13 protein-coding genes are annotated in these 14,006 nt (G+C 43.6%); all 13 read left to right on the top strand.

The features are described from left to right. Positions 1–13 precede the first annotated feature (13 nt). The 13 genes from G9U52_RS22155 (at position 14) to G9U52_RS22095 (ending at position 14,002) form a co-directional block, all read left to right on the top strand. On the top strand, positions 14–991 hold the full coding sequence (locus tag G9U52_RS22155) for an MBL fold metallo-hydrolase (protein WP_166152828.1): 978 nt from the start codon (positions 14–16) through the stop codon (positions 989–991). 27 nt (positions 992–1,018) lie between these two features. Then, positions 1,019–2,341: an LLM class flavin-dependent oxidoreductase gene (locus tag G9U52_RS22150; RefSeq protein WP_166152827.1), complete on the top strand. Its 1,323-nt coding sequence runs from the start codon at positions 1,019–1,021 to the stop codon at positions 2,339–2,341. A 51-nt stretch (positions 2,342–2,392) separates the two neighbouring features. Then, positions 2,393–3,145, top strand: a complete 753-nt coding sequence (locus tag G9U52_RS22145) for an amino acid ABC transporter ATP-binding protein (RefSeq protein WP_166152826.1) — start codon at positions 2,393–2,395, stop codon at positions 3,143–3,145. 28 nt (positions 3,146–3,173) lie between these two features. After that, on the top strand, positions 3,174–4,037 hold the full coding sequence (locus tag G9U52_RS22140) for a transporter substrate-binding domain-containing protein (protein WP_166152825.1): 864 nt from the start codon (positions 3,174–3,176) through the stop codon (positions 4,035–4,037). A gap of 27 nt (positions 4,038–4,064) precedes the next feature. Then, complete coding sequence (locus G9U52_RS22135; RefSeq protein ID WP_166152824.1) at positions 4,065–4,766, top strand: amino acid ABC transporter permease; 702 nt, start codon at positions 4,065–4,067, stop codon at positions 4,764–4,766. A 12-nt stretch (positions 4,767–4,778) separates the two neighbouring features. Next, on the top strand, positions 4,779–5,498 hold the full coding sequence (locus tag G9U52_RS22130) for an amino acid ABC transporter permease (protein ID WP_166152823.1): 720 nt from the start codon (positions 4,779–4,781) through the stop codon (positions 5,496–5,498). A 704-nt stretch (positions 5,499–6,202) separates the two neighbouring features. Next, on the top strand, positions 6,203–7,849 hold the full coding sequence (locus G9U52_RS22125) for an ABC transporter substrate-binding protein (RefSeq protein ID WP_166152822.1): 1,647 nt from the start codon (positions 6,203–6,205) through the stop codon (positions 7,847–7,849). A gap of 33 nt (positions 7,850–7,882) precedes the next feature. After that, positions 7,883–8,914: an ABC transporter permease gene (locus G9U52_RS22120; RefSeq protein ID WP_166152821.1), complete on the top strand. Its 1,032-nt coding sequence runs from the start codon at positions 7,883–7,885 to the stop codon at positions 8,912–8,914. Next, positions 8,911–10,671, top strand: coding sequence for a dipeptide/oligopeptide/nickel ABC transporter permease/ATP-binding protein (locus G9U52_RS22115; RefSeq protein WP_207953124.1), 1,761 nt, complete (start codon positions 8,911–8,913; stop codon positions 10,669–10,671). Before G9U52_RS22120 ends, G9U52_RS22115 begins: the two co-directional genes overlap by 4 nt. Next, positions 10,668–11,465: an ABC transporter ATP-binding protein gene (locus G9U52_RS22110; protein ID WP_166152820.1), complete on the top strand. Its 798-nt coding sequence runs from the start codon at positions 10,668–10,670 to the stop codon at positions 11,463–11,465. The genes G9U52_RS22115 and G9U52_RS22110 overlap by 4 nt, the downstream gene beginning before the upstream one ends. Positions 11,466–11,519: 54 nt before the next feature. Next, positions 11,520–12,176: a cell division ATP-binding protein FtsE gene (locus tag G9U52_RS22105; protein WP_166152819.1), complete on the top strand. Its 657-nt coding sequence runs from the start codon at positions 11,520–11,522 to the stop codon at positions 12,174–12,176. Further along, positions 12,163–13,032 carry a cell division protein FtsX gene (locus G9U52_RS22100; RefSeq protein WP_166152818.1) on the top strand — a complete coding sequence of 290 codons (870 nt, stop codon included), beginning with the start codon at positions 12,163–12,165 and terminating at the stop codon, positions 13,030–13,032. The genes G9U52_RS22105 and G9U52_RS22100 overlap by 14 nt, the downstream gene beginning before the upstream one ends. Beyond that, a complete protein-coding gene (locus G9U52_RS22095; protein WP_166152817.1) occupies positions 13,025–14,002 on the top strand; it encodes a hypothetical protein in 978 nt (325 codons plus the stop codon). The genes G9U52_RS22100 and G9U52_RS22095 overlap by 8 nt, the downstream gene beginning before the upstream one ends. Positions 14,003–14,006: the final 4 nt, after the last annotated feature.

Genomic DNA, 14,006 nt, shown 5'->3' with positions numbered 1-14,006 from the left:
GGTGGAGGATATTATGAGTCATTATACGTTGCATACTCATGGGATTTATCAAATTCGTCTCCCGATGGGCAACCCTCCTTGGATGAACAGTTATTTGTTACCAGACGGGGATGGATACACATTAATCGATCCTGGATTTAATACAGAAGCCATTATTGCTTTATGGCATGAACTGAGTAAAGAAATCGGATTTACATTTGATCAGATTCGTAAAATCTTAGTAACGCATCATCATCCAGATCATTATGGTCTTGCGGGTTGGTTTCAACAACAATCCCATGCACCTGTTTATGTATCTACCATTGCGAAAAAACAAATTGAAGGGTTATGGGGAGAAGGTAGACCTCTTGTTTCTTTTTTCCTAGAAACCTATCAAAAGAACGGCCTTCCAGAAGATTTATTTACGCAGTTGGAAGAACAATTGAAAAACAATATGCAGCAAGTACTTCCACAGGCGATACTGACCACATTAGATGATGGTGAAACGATTCAAATCGGAGACGCAACGTTCGAGGTATTGAGTATTCCGGGTCATGCTGCTGGTCATAGTGCATTTTATAGTAAAGATTTAGAAGTGATCTTTGTAGGTGATCAAGTGATGCCGGATAGCTTGCCAGATACATGTTATGTGTCAGACGAGTTTGATCCTAGTCCCGTTCATAGTTTTATCCAATCGTTAGATAAATTAAAGCCGTATTCCGTACAATTCGCGTACCCTGGTCATCATCAACCATTTGCACATTTTAGTGAGCGATTAGTGCAGCTTAAGCAGTTAAATGCTGACCGTCAACAAAAAGTGGTAGATCAATTTACAACGGATGAATGGAAAACCGCTTACGAAGTATATTACGGCGTATTTGAACCTGTATCTGCTTTGATGCAAAAACGATTCCATTTTACAGAAACCATATCTCGAGTTCGTTATGCTTTGTCTGAAGGATTAATTGAACAAACGGAACAAAATGGAATTGCTAAATATAGAAAATTATAATTGTGATGTAAGGATGGAGGATACAGCATGGCTAACAAACGTAATAGACAAATGAAATTAGGTGCTCGTGTATTCGGTATTGGACATTATCGTACATCTTGGCGCCATCCCAACGTACCGTCGGACGGTAATGTGAATTTTGCAGAGCATATTCTTCAAGTTCAAGAAGCAGAAGCAGCCAAATTTGATTTCGTATTTTTCTCTGACCGCTTGTACTTTGATGAGCACAGTGCTCCAAAGTCAGTGAATCAATTTGAGCCATTAACTTTGCTTGCTGCACTAGCTTCCATTACCAAAAATATTGGTCTAGTCGCTACAGTTTCGACTTCCTACTCAGAGCCATTTAACGTTGCTCGTCAATTTATGTCAATCGATAAAATTAGTGGTGGACGTGCAGGTTGGAACGTTGTGTCTACAGCGTTAAGTGGAGCATCTTTAAATTTCAGCCGTGATGTACACTTCGGTCATGCGGAACGCTATCAACGTGCCCAAGAACATTTGGATGTTGTACAAGGTTTATGGGATTCATGGGAAGATGATGCTTTCGTATATGACAAAGAAAACAATCTCTTTTACGATAAAGATAAATTACATACTTTGAAATATGAAGGTGAGTTTTTCAAAGTTCGGGGTCCGTTAAACATCAATCGTTCTCCTCAAGGACAACCCGTTATTTTTCAAGCAGGTCAATCTGAAGCAGGTAAAAAATTTGCGGCAGAGTACGCGGAAGGTGTATATACAACTCCAATTTCGTATGAAGAAGCAAATACGTTTTTTGAAGATTTAAAAGCCCGTGTTGTAAAAGTGGGTCGTGATGAAGATGATATTCTAATCTTTGCTGGCTTGAATCCGGTAATTGGTAGAACAGAAGAAGAAGCAAAGGCAAAATTTGAAGAGGTTCTTTCTTATATCACCTATGAAGAGGCGTTAACAGAAATAAAGTTGTTCTTTAAAAATGTGGATTTGTTTAAATTCGATCCAGATGCACCGTTCCCTGATTTGCAGGATGAAGGTAATGAAGGCTATAGCTATATGGCAAATCGTATTAAAAAAGCAGCAAAAGAATTAGGCTTAACACTTCGAGAAGCTGCATTCCGTTATGGCACACCAAAATCCGAGTTTGTAGGAACTCCTGAACAAATTGCAGATCGTATGCAAAAATGGTTTGAAGGTAGAGCATGTGACGGTTTCTTCGTATGGCCTCCATATAGTGAAGGAACGCGTGAGTTCATTGACCTTGTATTACCGATCTTGCGTGAACGGGGATTGTTTAGAGAAGAGTATGAATCTACAACATTGCGTGGAAACCTGGGACTGGATTTCGTTCCAAATCGGTATGCTAAATCTTGATAGGGTCACTGATATCGATTGAGCATCGAGAGAATTGGGGGTGGAAAAGAAATGCTTCAGTTAGAAAATATCCATAAAAAGTTTGGTTCGGAAGAAGTGTTGAAAGGAATTTCACTACAGGTCAATCGCGGTGATGTCATTTCGATTCTCGGTCCAAGTGGATCAGGGAAAACAACACTTTTAAGATGCATTAATTTGTTGGAGAGACCTAATCAGGGAACGATTACAATCGGTGACTTATCGGTCAATACCGAGAAATTATCCCGCAAAGATATTTTGCAGCTACGTAGAAAAACAGCGATGGTATTTCAATCGTATAATTTATTTGCCAACAAAAATACATTGGAAAATGTGATGGAAGGTTTGCTTGTTGTAAAGAAAATGAAAAGAGCGGAAGCGAAAGCAAAAAGCTTGGCTTTACTTGAAAAGGTTGGATTGGCAAACAAAGCAGATCATTATCCATCTCAATTATCTGGTGGGCAACAACAACGTGTCGGTATCGCGAGAGCACTCGCTTTAGATCCAGAAGTTATTTTATTTGATGAACCAACGTCTGCATTAGACCCAGAATTGGTTGGAGAAGTGCTGAATGTCATTCGAAAAATAGCTCAAGAAGGTGTAACGATGATTATCGTTACGCACGAATTGAGTTTTGCCCGGGATATTTCCACACGTGTAGTTTTTATGGAAAAAGGGAACGTCGTAGAACAAGCTGATCCGAAGGAGTTTTTCTCTAACCCTCAGCAGCAGCGAACCAAAGAGTTTATTAGTAGTCACCTATCAGAATGGTCATATGATATCTAAGTAGATAGTAAAAAGGGGAGTATTGAATATGAAAAAGATTTCTTTAGTAGCAATTATTTTAGCATCGGTTATGGCTTTAACTGCATGTGGCTCTAGCCCAAGCAAAGACAATAGCGGAGCGCCTTCAACAGGCGGCGGCGAAACTGCTGCTGCAAAGGTAACTGTACTTAAGGTAGCACGTAATGCAGTACCCAATCCTCCATTCAGTTATTCGAATGACAAGAATGAAATGGAAGGATACACGGTTGAGTATTTGAAATTGTTGGATGAGCGTCTACCAGAATATAAGTTCGAATATGAACAAATCGCTCGTGAAGCTATGCTTGTTGGTGTTGAGTCTGGTAAATATGATTTCGCAGCAAACTTCTACTACCGTAACCCAGAGCGCGAAGCTAAATATTTGTTCAGTAATGTAGAATACGGTTATTCTTTGAACTCTTTGATCGTGAAAAATGATCGTAATGATATTCATAGATTGGATGATATGAGAGGGAAGAAATTAACTCCGATGAGCCCATCCACCGGATTACGTACAGTAGTCGTCGATTACAATAAGAAAAATGCTGGTAATCCAATTATTGCAGAGGATATCGATGCGGTTACAGATGCAGAGTCCGTACAATGGGTAGCTAGCGGTAAATATGACGCATTTTTAACAAACACAACCGTATTTGACAACGTAAATGCGCAATTGAAATTACCTTTGAAAATTGCAGCTTATATAACAAAAGAACCGATTTGGGTATTATTTAACAAAGAGAAAAAAGATCTAGCAGCACGTTTTGATGAAGTAACAAAAGCATTGGTGGAAGACGGTACATTGCCAGCACTTTCTGAAAAATATTTTAAGGTGAACATGTTCAAGCCTCTTGAAGACGTAAAGTTGAACTAATATTTTTTTGAACGGAGGGGCAACCTTTTGATTAATTTTGCAGAAGTCATAGATGCGTTTTGGAAGCTGCTGCCTAAACTGCCCCTTACGTTATCCTTTACGGTATTGGCATTAGTCGGGGGCACCTTACTGGGATTCGTATTAGCGCTGATTCGAATTTTTCGAATCCCAGTGCTTTCCCAATTGATTATTGTGTATATTTCTTTTATGCGTTGTACACCTGGTATCGTACAATTATTTTTAATTTTTTACGGAGTACCCAAGCTATTGCTTCAAGTTGGCATCCAAATTAACTCATGGAGTAATTTTACGTTTGCAGTGATCGCCTTTGGATTGCATTGTGGAGCTGTTATGTCGGAAGTGATTCGTTCTTCCTATTTAGCCATACCGAAATCACAGCATGAGGCAGCGAGTGCAGTCGGAATGTCATATTTCCAATCGTTGCGACGCATCATTATTCCACAAATGCTACGCATTTCAATTCCGGTTGTTGGAAATAATGCAATTACGATTTTTAAAGAATCGTCTTTGGTTTTTACAGTCGGTGTTGTTGATATCATGGGTCAAGCCCAAATATTAACCCAACGTAATTATGGGATAACCCTGATTGAAACATATCTAGCTGTATCGTTTATATATTGGTTCTGTTCGATGTTATTTGGTCGTTTGCTTGCCTTTTATCAAAATCGTACGGAACGGAAATATAAGATTATGGCTAGAAGGGCGTAGGGGTGATTTAACATGTTACTAGATTGGGATTATATGTTGAGCAAGCTGCCTTTAATTATTGATGCCATACCAAGAACGTTGCTGTTGGTTTTGGTATCGGCAGCCATTGGATTTATTCTTGGCTTTTTACTATCTATAGTTCGTTCTTATCAAATACCTGTATGTTCACAAATAGCAACAGCGTACATTTCCATTTTCCGTGGGGTCCCCTTACTTGTTCAAATGTACCTTGTTTATTTTGGATTACCAGAGGTATTTGTGCATTTAAATGAGGCTTTTGCCGTTACATTCTTTCCTGTCGAGTTTAACAAGACATTTATTGCACTTCTCATTTTTTCACTGTATACAGCAGCCTATCAGGCAGAGGTTTGGTATGCTGCCCTTCGTGCAGTGGACTATAATCAAATGGAAGCTGCTTTATCGGTTGGAATGACATTACCACAAGCGATGATTCGTATTTTTATTCCTCAAGCATTAGTAAGTGCCATTCCGAATTTTGCAAACTTGTTTATTGCTTTATTTAAGCAAACGTCACTTGCTTTTACGATAAAAGTAATTGATATTATGGCAGTTGCAAAGATGGAGGCTGGTTCTACTTACCGTTACTTGGAGATGTATGTGCTCATTGCCATTGTCTATTGGGTTTTGATATTAGCATTTGAACAATTATTCGCATATTTAGAAAAATATTTCTCAAATCATAAAAAACTTAGCGCTGTTTCCAAGGGGTAATGGCCACATTGTAAAAGGTGACATCAAACGGCGACGAATTGTGGATTTGCCACACAGCGGATCGTATCCATACTGCAAATCCACAACAACGAAAAGGAGCTTTGCCACTGAATACGGTGGCAGGCTCCTTTTTGCGTTACACAGCGTCGCTGCTGATGCGAAACCGATGTTGCTTGTCTACGGACGCGGCGAAATACTTGAGACCCATCGTGCTACTTAAGGTCAATTAGTCAAGGTCCAAAGACATTGAAGAGTTAGGCAAACGTTCTCCCCAAATGTCCGGATCATCAGGCTGCGGTGGATTGTGGATGTGTCCCGCTAGGCTGGCATATCCGACCGCAGGGGTGCTATCTTTCCAACATAGTGAAAGGCACTGGGCGGCTTTTTTGTAGTTAAAAACGTGTGGTATCAAATAAATAAATAGATGTATTCAAAAATTTAATAAGGATGGATTTTTACTAGCCCAGACTCAGTATTTCAATGCGGAAGTCATTCGATGATATTGATAATCGTTATCACTTGTATTATATTTATCTTTAGCGTAATGACGATCATTTATCTCGGAGAGCAAGGAGGGAATCGTACAGTTAGCCGAGCTTAGTCCCATACTGTGTGAACGTGCACTGCACCACACAAAGAGATTCTACATATTGGTATGAAAGTAGTTTTTGGTAAGCAAATATAAACTGTTGGGGGATGCAAGCATGTTGTTTGTTAGAAGTAAGAGGTTTTACATAAGTTGTGTGTTAATTGCGACATTAATGCTTACAGCCTGCACGAATAAAACAGAGAATACAGCTGCGAATACAGCAACGAATACTCCGGCAGCAGCCGTTCAACAAATCGAACAACTGAAAATCGCCGTCCCTACTGACGCTGGACCGCTCAATATTTATAACACTAGTGTTGATTTCATGACGGAGCTGGTATTTGATAAATTGTTTGGCCCTTCACCCTATGTTGCTGAGCCACAGCCATGGCTAGCTGAATCCGCAGAGCAAGTAGACAGCCTTAATTGGGTAGTCAAGGTGCGCAGCGGTGTCAAATGGCACGATGGAACACCATTCACAGCAGAAGATGTGAAATTTACTTATGAGTATTACCGCGATGGTCCGCAGAATAGACACTCGCACCATGTTAGTGATGTGCCACAGATCAGTACAATAACATTGCTTGATGAATCCACGGTTAAGTTTACTTGTGCATATGCCTGCCCGTCTTTGAAGACAGTAACCCTCGCAGACTTGCCGATCCTTGCAAAGCATATTTGGAGCAAAGTAGAAAATCCGCGTAAATACACAGAACTGGCCGTTGGAACAGGACCTTACAAACTGGTTGAATATGTGCCTGATCAATATTATAAGCTTGAAGCCAATCAGGATTTCTTCATGGGCAAACCGGCTGTTAAAACGTTGTATATGCCAATTATCAAGGATCAGACTGCGATGTTCAATTCGCTTCGATCCGGAGAGATCGATGCTGCGGCGAAGAGCGTACCGCCGGAATTGCTAGATACCTTCAAAGGTGCGGCTAATATTAAGGTAACGACAACACCAGAGCTTACGATCGCTGAGCTCAGGACCAATTATCAGAGATTCCCGCTCAATATCCATGAGTTCCGTAATGCACTCTCGTTAGCGATTGATCGTCAGGCGATTACTGATATTGTATTACTGAAACATGCGCGTCCTGCTTTCAAAGGATATCCACATCCAGATTCACCTTGGACCAATCCCGATCTGAGCACGCCGTATGATGCCAAGCAATCTCAGAGCATTCTGGACAGTCTGAAGCTTATTGATCGTGATGGTGATGGTATTCGTGAATCAGAGGACGGTAAGAAGCTTGATATAAGGCTGGCTGTTTCTTCCGCTGAGCCTACCTTTATCCGTACCGCTGAGCTGTTGAAGGAGCAATTCTTGAAAGTTGGCGTTAACCTCAAGGTGGAGGTTATGGATGCAGGAACTCTTGCGGGGATATCTTCGGAACGAAATTTCGATCTTACTATCGGCAATATTGGAGCACATGGTGTAGCTGATCCCGATCAATTCATTATGTCCCATCGCGCTGATTATTTGTGGAAGAAGGGTCTTGCTTATCCAGAATGGGATACTCTATTCGAGAAGTGGAAAGCTGAGCCGACGATTGAAGGCCGTAAGCTGATATCGTTCGATATGCAAAAGCTGTTTAACCGTCAACCAACAAGTCTAGTGCTATTCTATCCAGAGCAAAACTGGGCGTATCGCTCGGATAGATTCGATTCATGGATTCAATCCCCTGGCTTTGGTATCTTCCATAAATATTCGTTATTAAATGAAGCGGGAAGAAAGATAGCTACAGGTACAAAATAGAAGGCTTGCAAGAAAGGGAGAAGGGACTCTTCTATGAATGAAAAACAATTACAAACCTCAGGAAGAAGGGTCTTCCTCCTGAGGCTTGGTCGTAAGTTTGTGCAGTATGCATTTGTTATTATTGTAGCCCTTACTATTAATTTCTCTTTACCTCGTCTTGCACCAGGTGACCCTTTGTCATTCGTTATCGGTTCTGAGACAGCGAACGAGCTCACTCCTGAGAAACGTCAGCGGATTGAGAAGGAGCTCGGTTTGGATGGCACAGTACTCGAGCAATATGGCAGGTTCATGGGTGGAGCTGTTCAGTTTGATCTGGGCATCTCCACTAAGTTCGGCAAGCCAGTCACAAGTGTGCTAGGAGAACGCATGCCTTGGACCTTGATTGTTGTTCTACCTGCATTGGTCTTAAGTCCGTTGATAGGGATCATCCTTGGTGCCTATGCGGCATGGAACAGAGGGAAGAAAAGAGATGTCGGTTTGTTGGCTGCTATTTTAACCCTCGAGTCGATGCCCGCATTCTGGGTCGGGATGATCCTCATTGCCGTATTCGGAGTTACGCTTGGATGGCTTCCGACCTTCGGGGCTGCTCCTATGTTTAAGACGGATAATTGGTCGTATGTGATGGATGTTATACGTCATTTGATACTTCCGGTTGCTACGATTACCATTGCTTCGGCTGGCACCAACTTCCTGCTGACTCGCTCCTCGATGCTCGATACATTGGGACAGGATTATATGATGATGGCGGAAGCCAAGGGTGTACGAAAGAGCGGCATCATATACAAGCATGCTTTGCGCAATGCGTTGCTGCCTGTGTATACCCATGTCACGATGAGTCTGGGGATATTAGTCAGCGGAGCTGTTGTTGTAGAAACGGTATTCTCCTATCCGGGTATCGGGAGCTTATTGTTTGAGAGTGTGATCGCGCGCGATTATGCGTTAATGCAGGGAGTCTTCTTAATGATTACCATCGGTGTAATACTAGCTAATCTATTGGCTGATTTAACCTATCCACTCGTTGACCCTCGTGCTCGTATTCGTAAACCAGTGGAGGGATCCGTATGAGTGGTAGATTATATAATAAACTAGGTTTAACAGGTATGTCTGGAAAGATGGGCTTGTTAGGTTTTAGCATGCTGCTCTTTATGCTGCTGTTGGCTTTAATAGGTCCGTTTCTGGTGAAGTACGATGCTAAGGAGAGATCAGGTACACCGCTATCTGCTCCGGCAAACAGCCATTGGCTGGGTACGAATGATATGGGGCAGGACATCTTGGCGGAGCTCGTTGTTGGGGCACGGGTGTCATTGTCTGTCGGACTGCTAGGTGCTCTAGCCGTATTGGTCATTGGTACAATAATTGGACTTGTGGCCGGTTATTGGGGTGGGAGAATCGACGCCATATTTATGAGAATTATCGATATCAGTATGACATTGCCTTTCTTGCCGCTTATGATTGTCATCGGGGTATTCCTGGGACCGAGCTGGACGACGCAGATCATGGTAATTGCCTTGGTCATGTGGTCTAAGGTAGCACGGGAAACGCGTTCACAGATTTTATCTCTCCGCACACGGGGGCCTGTATTAGCTGCTCGTTCAATGGGCGCGGGTGATTTTTACTTATTGCGTAAACATATTTTTCCCGGAGTTGTTCCTTTAATTATCCCGCAATTCGTACAGACGGTAAACGTGGCGATTATGATGGAATCCAGTTTAAGCTTCCTTGGTTTGGGTGATCCCTTAACGAAAAGCTGGGGCAGTATGTTGTATTACGCCAATGCCCGTGGCGCGTTTCTGACGGATGCTTGGTTATGGTGGGTATTACCAGCAGGCTTAGGTATCGTCATCACCGTACTGGCTTTCTCCTTTATTGGCTACTGGCTGGAAGAACGGGTAAGCCCTCGACTACGGACTATGTATCGCATCGCCTCCAACAAGAATAAGCAGGCTCGCAGTGAAAAGCTCATGTTGGATGAAAGCTTGAGCTCAATTATAGAGGTGGATAAGCTGACTGTCGTCTATCCGAAGGATCAAGGAATGGTAACAGCATTGAGCGAGGTCAGCTTTAATGTTGGAAAAGGCGAGGTTGTTGGTATTGTCGGCGAGTCTGGCAGTGGGAAATCAACGATTGCTGCGGCTATTATGCAATTATTGAAGCCCCCGGGAGAGATCCAACAGGGCAGCATCCGCTTGTATGGCTGCGATCTTGCATCGCTTTCGAGCGAGGAGCTGCGCAAAGCTAGGGGCAGTAAGATTGCGTTGATCCCACAAGCTGCTATGAATGCACTTAATCCTGTATTAACGATTCGTACGCAATTGGCTGAGGCAGTTCTTTGCCATCGTAGAATGAACAAAGAGAGCTTAAATAGGCGGATCGACCAATTGCTTGAACAGGTTGGCATGGCTGCCCGTTGGGGTTCGGCTTATCCCCATGAATTAAGCGGTGGGATGCGTCAAAGAGTCGTTATCGCTATGGCTTTAATTAACGAACCCGAGTTCGTTATTGCCGATGAGCCAACAACGGGTCTTGATGTTAAGGTTCAGGTTGAGATTATTAACTTGCTGAGAAGCCTGCAGAAGCAGCTTGGACTGTCGATGATATTCATCTCCCATGACTTGCCGGTCGTGCTGAGGCTTGCTGACCGGATTATCATCTTGAAGCAGGGGGAAATTGTAGATGAGGGAGCAACAGACCAGATTGCTCATGAATCCAATCATGTATATACCCGTCGACTGATCGATTCCATACCACGGTTGAAGAAACGCAACACCCCTTCTGACCAGGGTGCTCAGCAAGCTGAACTGGTGTTGGGGGGAACGATATGACAAATGAGCTGCTGCTTGATGTTCGTGGCTTAAGTAAGAGCTATGGCGATTCAAGCCATTCGTTGAAAAATGTAGCGGTTTTGAATGGGATAGATTTTGGGGTTTCACATAATGAAACTATCGGTCTTGTTGGTGTAAGTGGCGCAGGAAAAAGTACAATTGGACGGATCATTGCAGGTCTGGAAAGTGCGGATCGTGGATCGATTTATTACGAAGGCCAAGATATATTGCGCCTAAAGGGTGCCCGCAGGAAAGCAGTGACAAGCTCGATACAGATGATTTTTCAAGATCCCTACGAGTCTTTGTCGCCGCGTATGACCATTGGCCAGCTGGTGGCGGAGCCGCTGGTGATTCAGAATACATACAAGAACAATAACGAGCAGCTTTGGAAGCTCGTTAGCAATGCCTTATCGGAGGTGAGCCTATCACCCGAGCGTTATATGAATCGTTATCCGCATGAGCTATCAGGGGGTGAACGGCAAAGAGTAGGCTTGGCACGTGCATTCGTATGCAATCCCAGACTCATCATTGCCGATGAACCGACCTCGATGTTGGATTCATCCCTTAGGCTGGAGCTACTCGATCTCATGGACCAACTGCGTAAGAGACATAACACGTCAACCATTTTTATTACCCATGACCTTGCTCTGACCTATCATTTCTGTGATCGTCTAATCGTGCTTGATCGGGGTGTCATTGTGGAGTCAGGTAGTCCAAAGCAGGTGATCGACAACCCGCAGCATCCTTTTACTCAAAGCTTAATTTCAGCACTCATGGAGCTGAATCACCTCTAATCAGATTAGATTAGATCATCAGGATAGGTGCACAGCGAGGAGGAATTTACGAACATGATTCGCATCCAATCGCTTAACAAAAGGTACGGTGAGCGTTCCGTGCTTCAGGATTTGAATATGCATTTGGCCCCGGGTGAATTCGCCTTTCTTCAAGGGCGTTCGGGATCGGGCAAGAGTACGCTGCTCAAGCTGCTCTATCGAGACATCGGTGATTTCTCAGGACAAATCGAAATTGCAGGTAAGCCCATTGAAAGCATTCCGAAGTATGAGCTAAGACGAAAGATTGGCGTCATCTTTCAGTCCTTTGAGCTGCTTGAGCGAAAAACTGTGTTTGAGAATATAGCTTTGGCAGGAGAGGTTGTTGGTGTTTCCCATAGCGATATGGTGGATGAAATCAATCGCCTGCTGCTTCGAGTCGGATTGCAGGGAAGGGAAGAGGCTTTTCCCGACCAGCTCTCAGGAGGAGAGCTGCAGCGTGTAGCCATCGTACGGGCCTTATTGAATCGCCCTGCGCTTATTTTGGCGGATGAGCCAACCGGTAACCTCGATTCGGAAACCGCTTCTGACATTATCCGCTTGCTCCTGGAGCTCCAAGCGGAATCACAGCTTGCAATGCTGGTCGTTACCCATTCCGATCGGCTTGTAGCTGAATTTCCCTCCAAAGCATGGAAGATGATTGAGGGAAGGGTAACTGCAAATGAGCTTATTTAAGTACTATCTTCGGGACGCAAGGGAAGGGATAGCACGAAATATAGGTGCTGCGCTTGCAGCAGCAGCGCTGGTATTCATGGCTATGCTGCTGCTGGGCAGCTTGCTTGTGCTTCGTTCAGGACTTGTGGGTGTGATGGGCTACATGCAATCGCAAATTGGCGTGAAGGTTTATGTGGATTCCGCAGTTGATGTACAGGAACTTGCAAAAATTATGGAGAGTAAAAATTTCGTGAAATCGGTCAGCGTCGAGACGCGGGAACAGCTGCTTGCAAGCTTGAGTGGATTCTTCCAAGGGAGGGAGCTCTTGCTTCAGACCTTTAAGGACAGTGATCTCCCCAATGCTGTTCGATTAGAGCTAGTAGATTATGATCTTGTCGAACAAATAGCAGAGATGCTGCGCCCAATACCCGGAATAACGGAAGTGATTTACCCTCAGAAGCTTGCCAAACAGGTTGTCTATTGGTCCAATCAATTGAATAAATTCGGAGTCATGCTGCTGCTCTTTTTTGTCATTATTGCTTTTCTGACGGTGTTCTTAGCTGTGAGATTGGCATTATACCAGAGATTAAAGGAAATTCGCGTGAAGCTGCTGCTAGGAGCGAAGCCGATGCATGTCAGGGGCCAATTCATGTTCGAGGGACTGCTGATCGGGTTTATTGGCAGCACAATGGCAGCAATTGTTTTATATGTAATGAGCGGATATATGTTTGTGGCGTTGGAACGTCAATTCCCATTTATTTTCCATTTTATCTCAACATCGCTTAATGGAATGATGCTCTGTATGCTGCTCTCGGGCTCCTTCCTTGCTTTGTTTGCCAGTTATTTATCTACTCGAAGGATAATCAACCATGTATAAGCGGTTGATTATAGGGTTACTGTTGGTGCTTTTATGGGTTGGCGCAACGAATGTGTATGCACATTTGACGGGCGCCTTCGCCGAGTATTTGGCTTCCGTTCACGATGAGTCAACGACTAATAAGCTAAAGCAAGAAGTGGATTCGATTGAAGCAGAAATCGGCGAATTAATTCCACGTATGAATACGAAGGAAAAGGAATACAAGCTGAAGCAGACAGTCGCAGTCGATAAATTACTGTTCTACAATGAGCAGGGTTTGGATATGTGGGCCAGCATGCTTCAACAATCGAGTGATGTCGTCGATCTGCTGGGCAATCAGTGGCTGATGGAGCGTAATCTGAATGCCTACTTGCATGAGCTTGAACAGCTGCACACGGACTACTCACAGCTTGTTCTGACAAAGGATACACTGTCCCGCTACCGAGAGCTGCTGGATACGATCGGGAGAAATTTAGCGCTGAGACAGCCATATCTTGACAGCGTGAAGGATTATTCGTTGGAGGAGAAATCCAATTTCTTGGATATCGACTGGGACAGTGAAGTAGAGGATAAGCTCGTAGCCGCGCTTGACAAGGATAAACAGCTGGTGATCGGAGGATGGAGGGAATGGGTAGCTCCTCGCTCTAGAATGTCCGTCCCCAATGATGCCGCTTATGAAATGAATGAAGAGTGGCTTAATGAGCGAAGTAGTTTACACTATTACTTTCGTTCCGATCACATCTATACCGTGTTTGAGCAGCCGGGTGCAAATGTAATTCTAATCGGACAGGTGCTTAACAATGACCAGAACCATGCTGAGCTTCAATTCGAATCGGGGTTTTACAACGGATTTCTGATGCCGGCTGTTTTGTTAGAAGAGCTCAAAGGCTTTCGGCTTCCTTATGAGGAGTTAAAAATGTTACAGGGCGCAACAAAAGCTTCCTACTTACAGCAGTCGAGCGGCAAGCTGCTTTTGCTTTCGACTCCATGATGAG

The organism is Paenibacillus agricola (assembly GCF_011440305.1).
GTDB classification, from domain to species: Bacteria; Bacillota; Bacilli; order Paenibacillales; family NBRC-103111; genus Paenibacillus_S; species Paenibacillus_S agricola.
The sequence above is the reverse complement of the archived record's forward strand: the minus strand, read 5'-3'. Positions and strand labels throughout refer to the sequence as shown.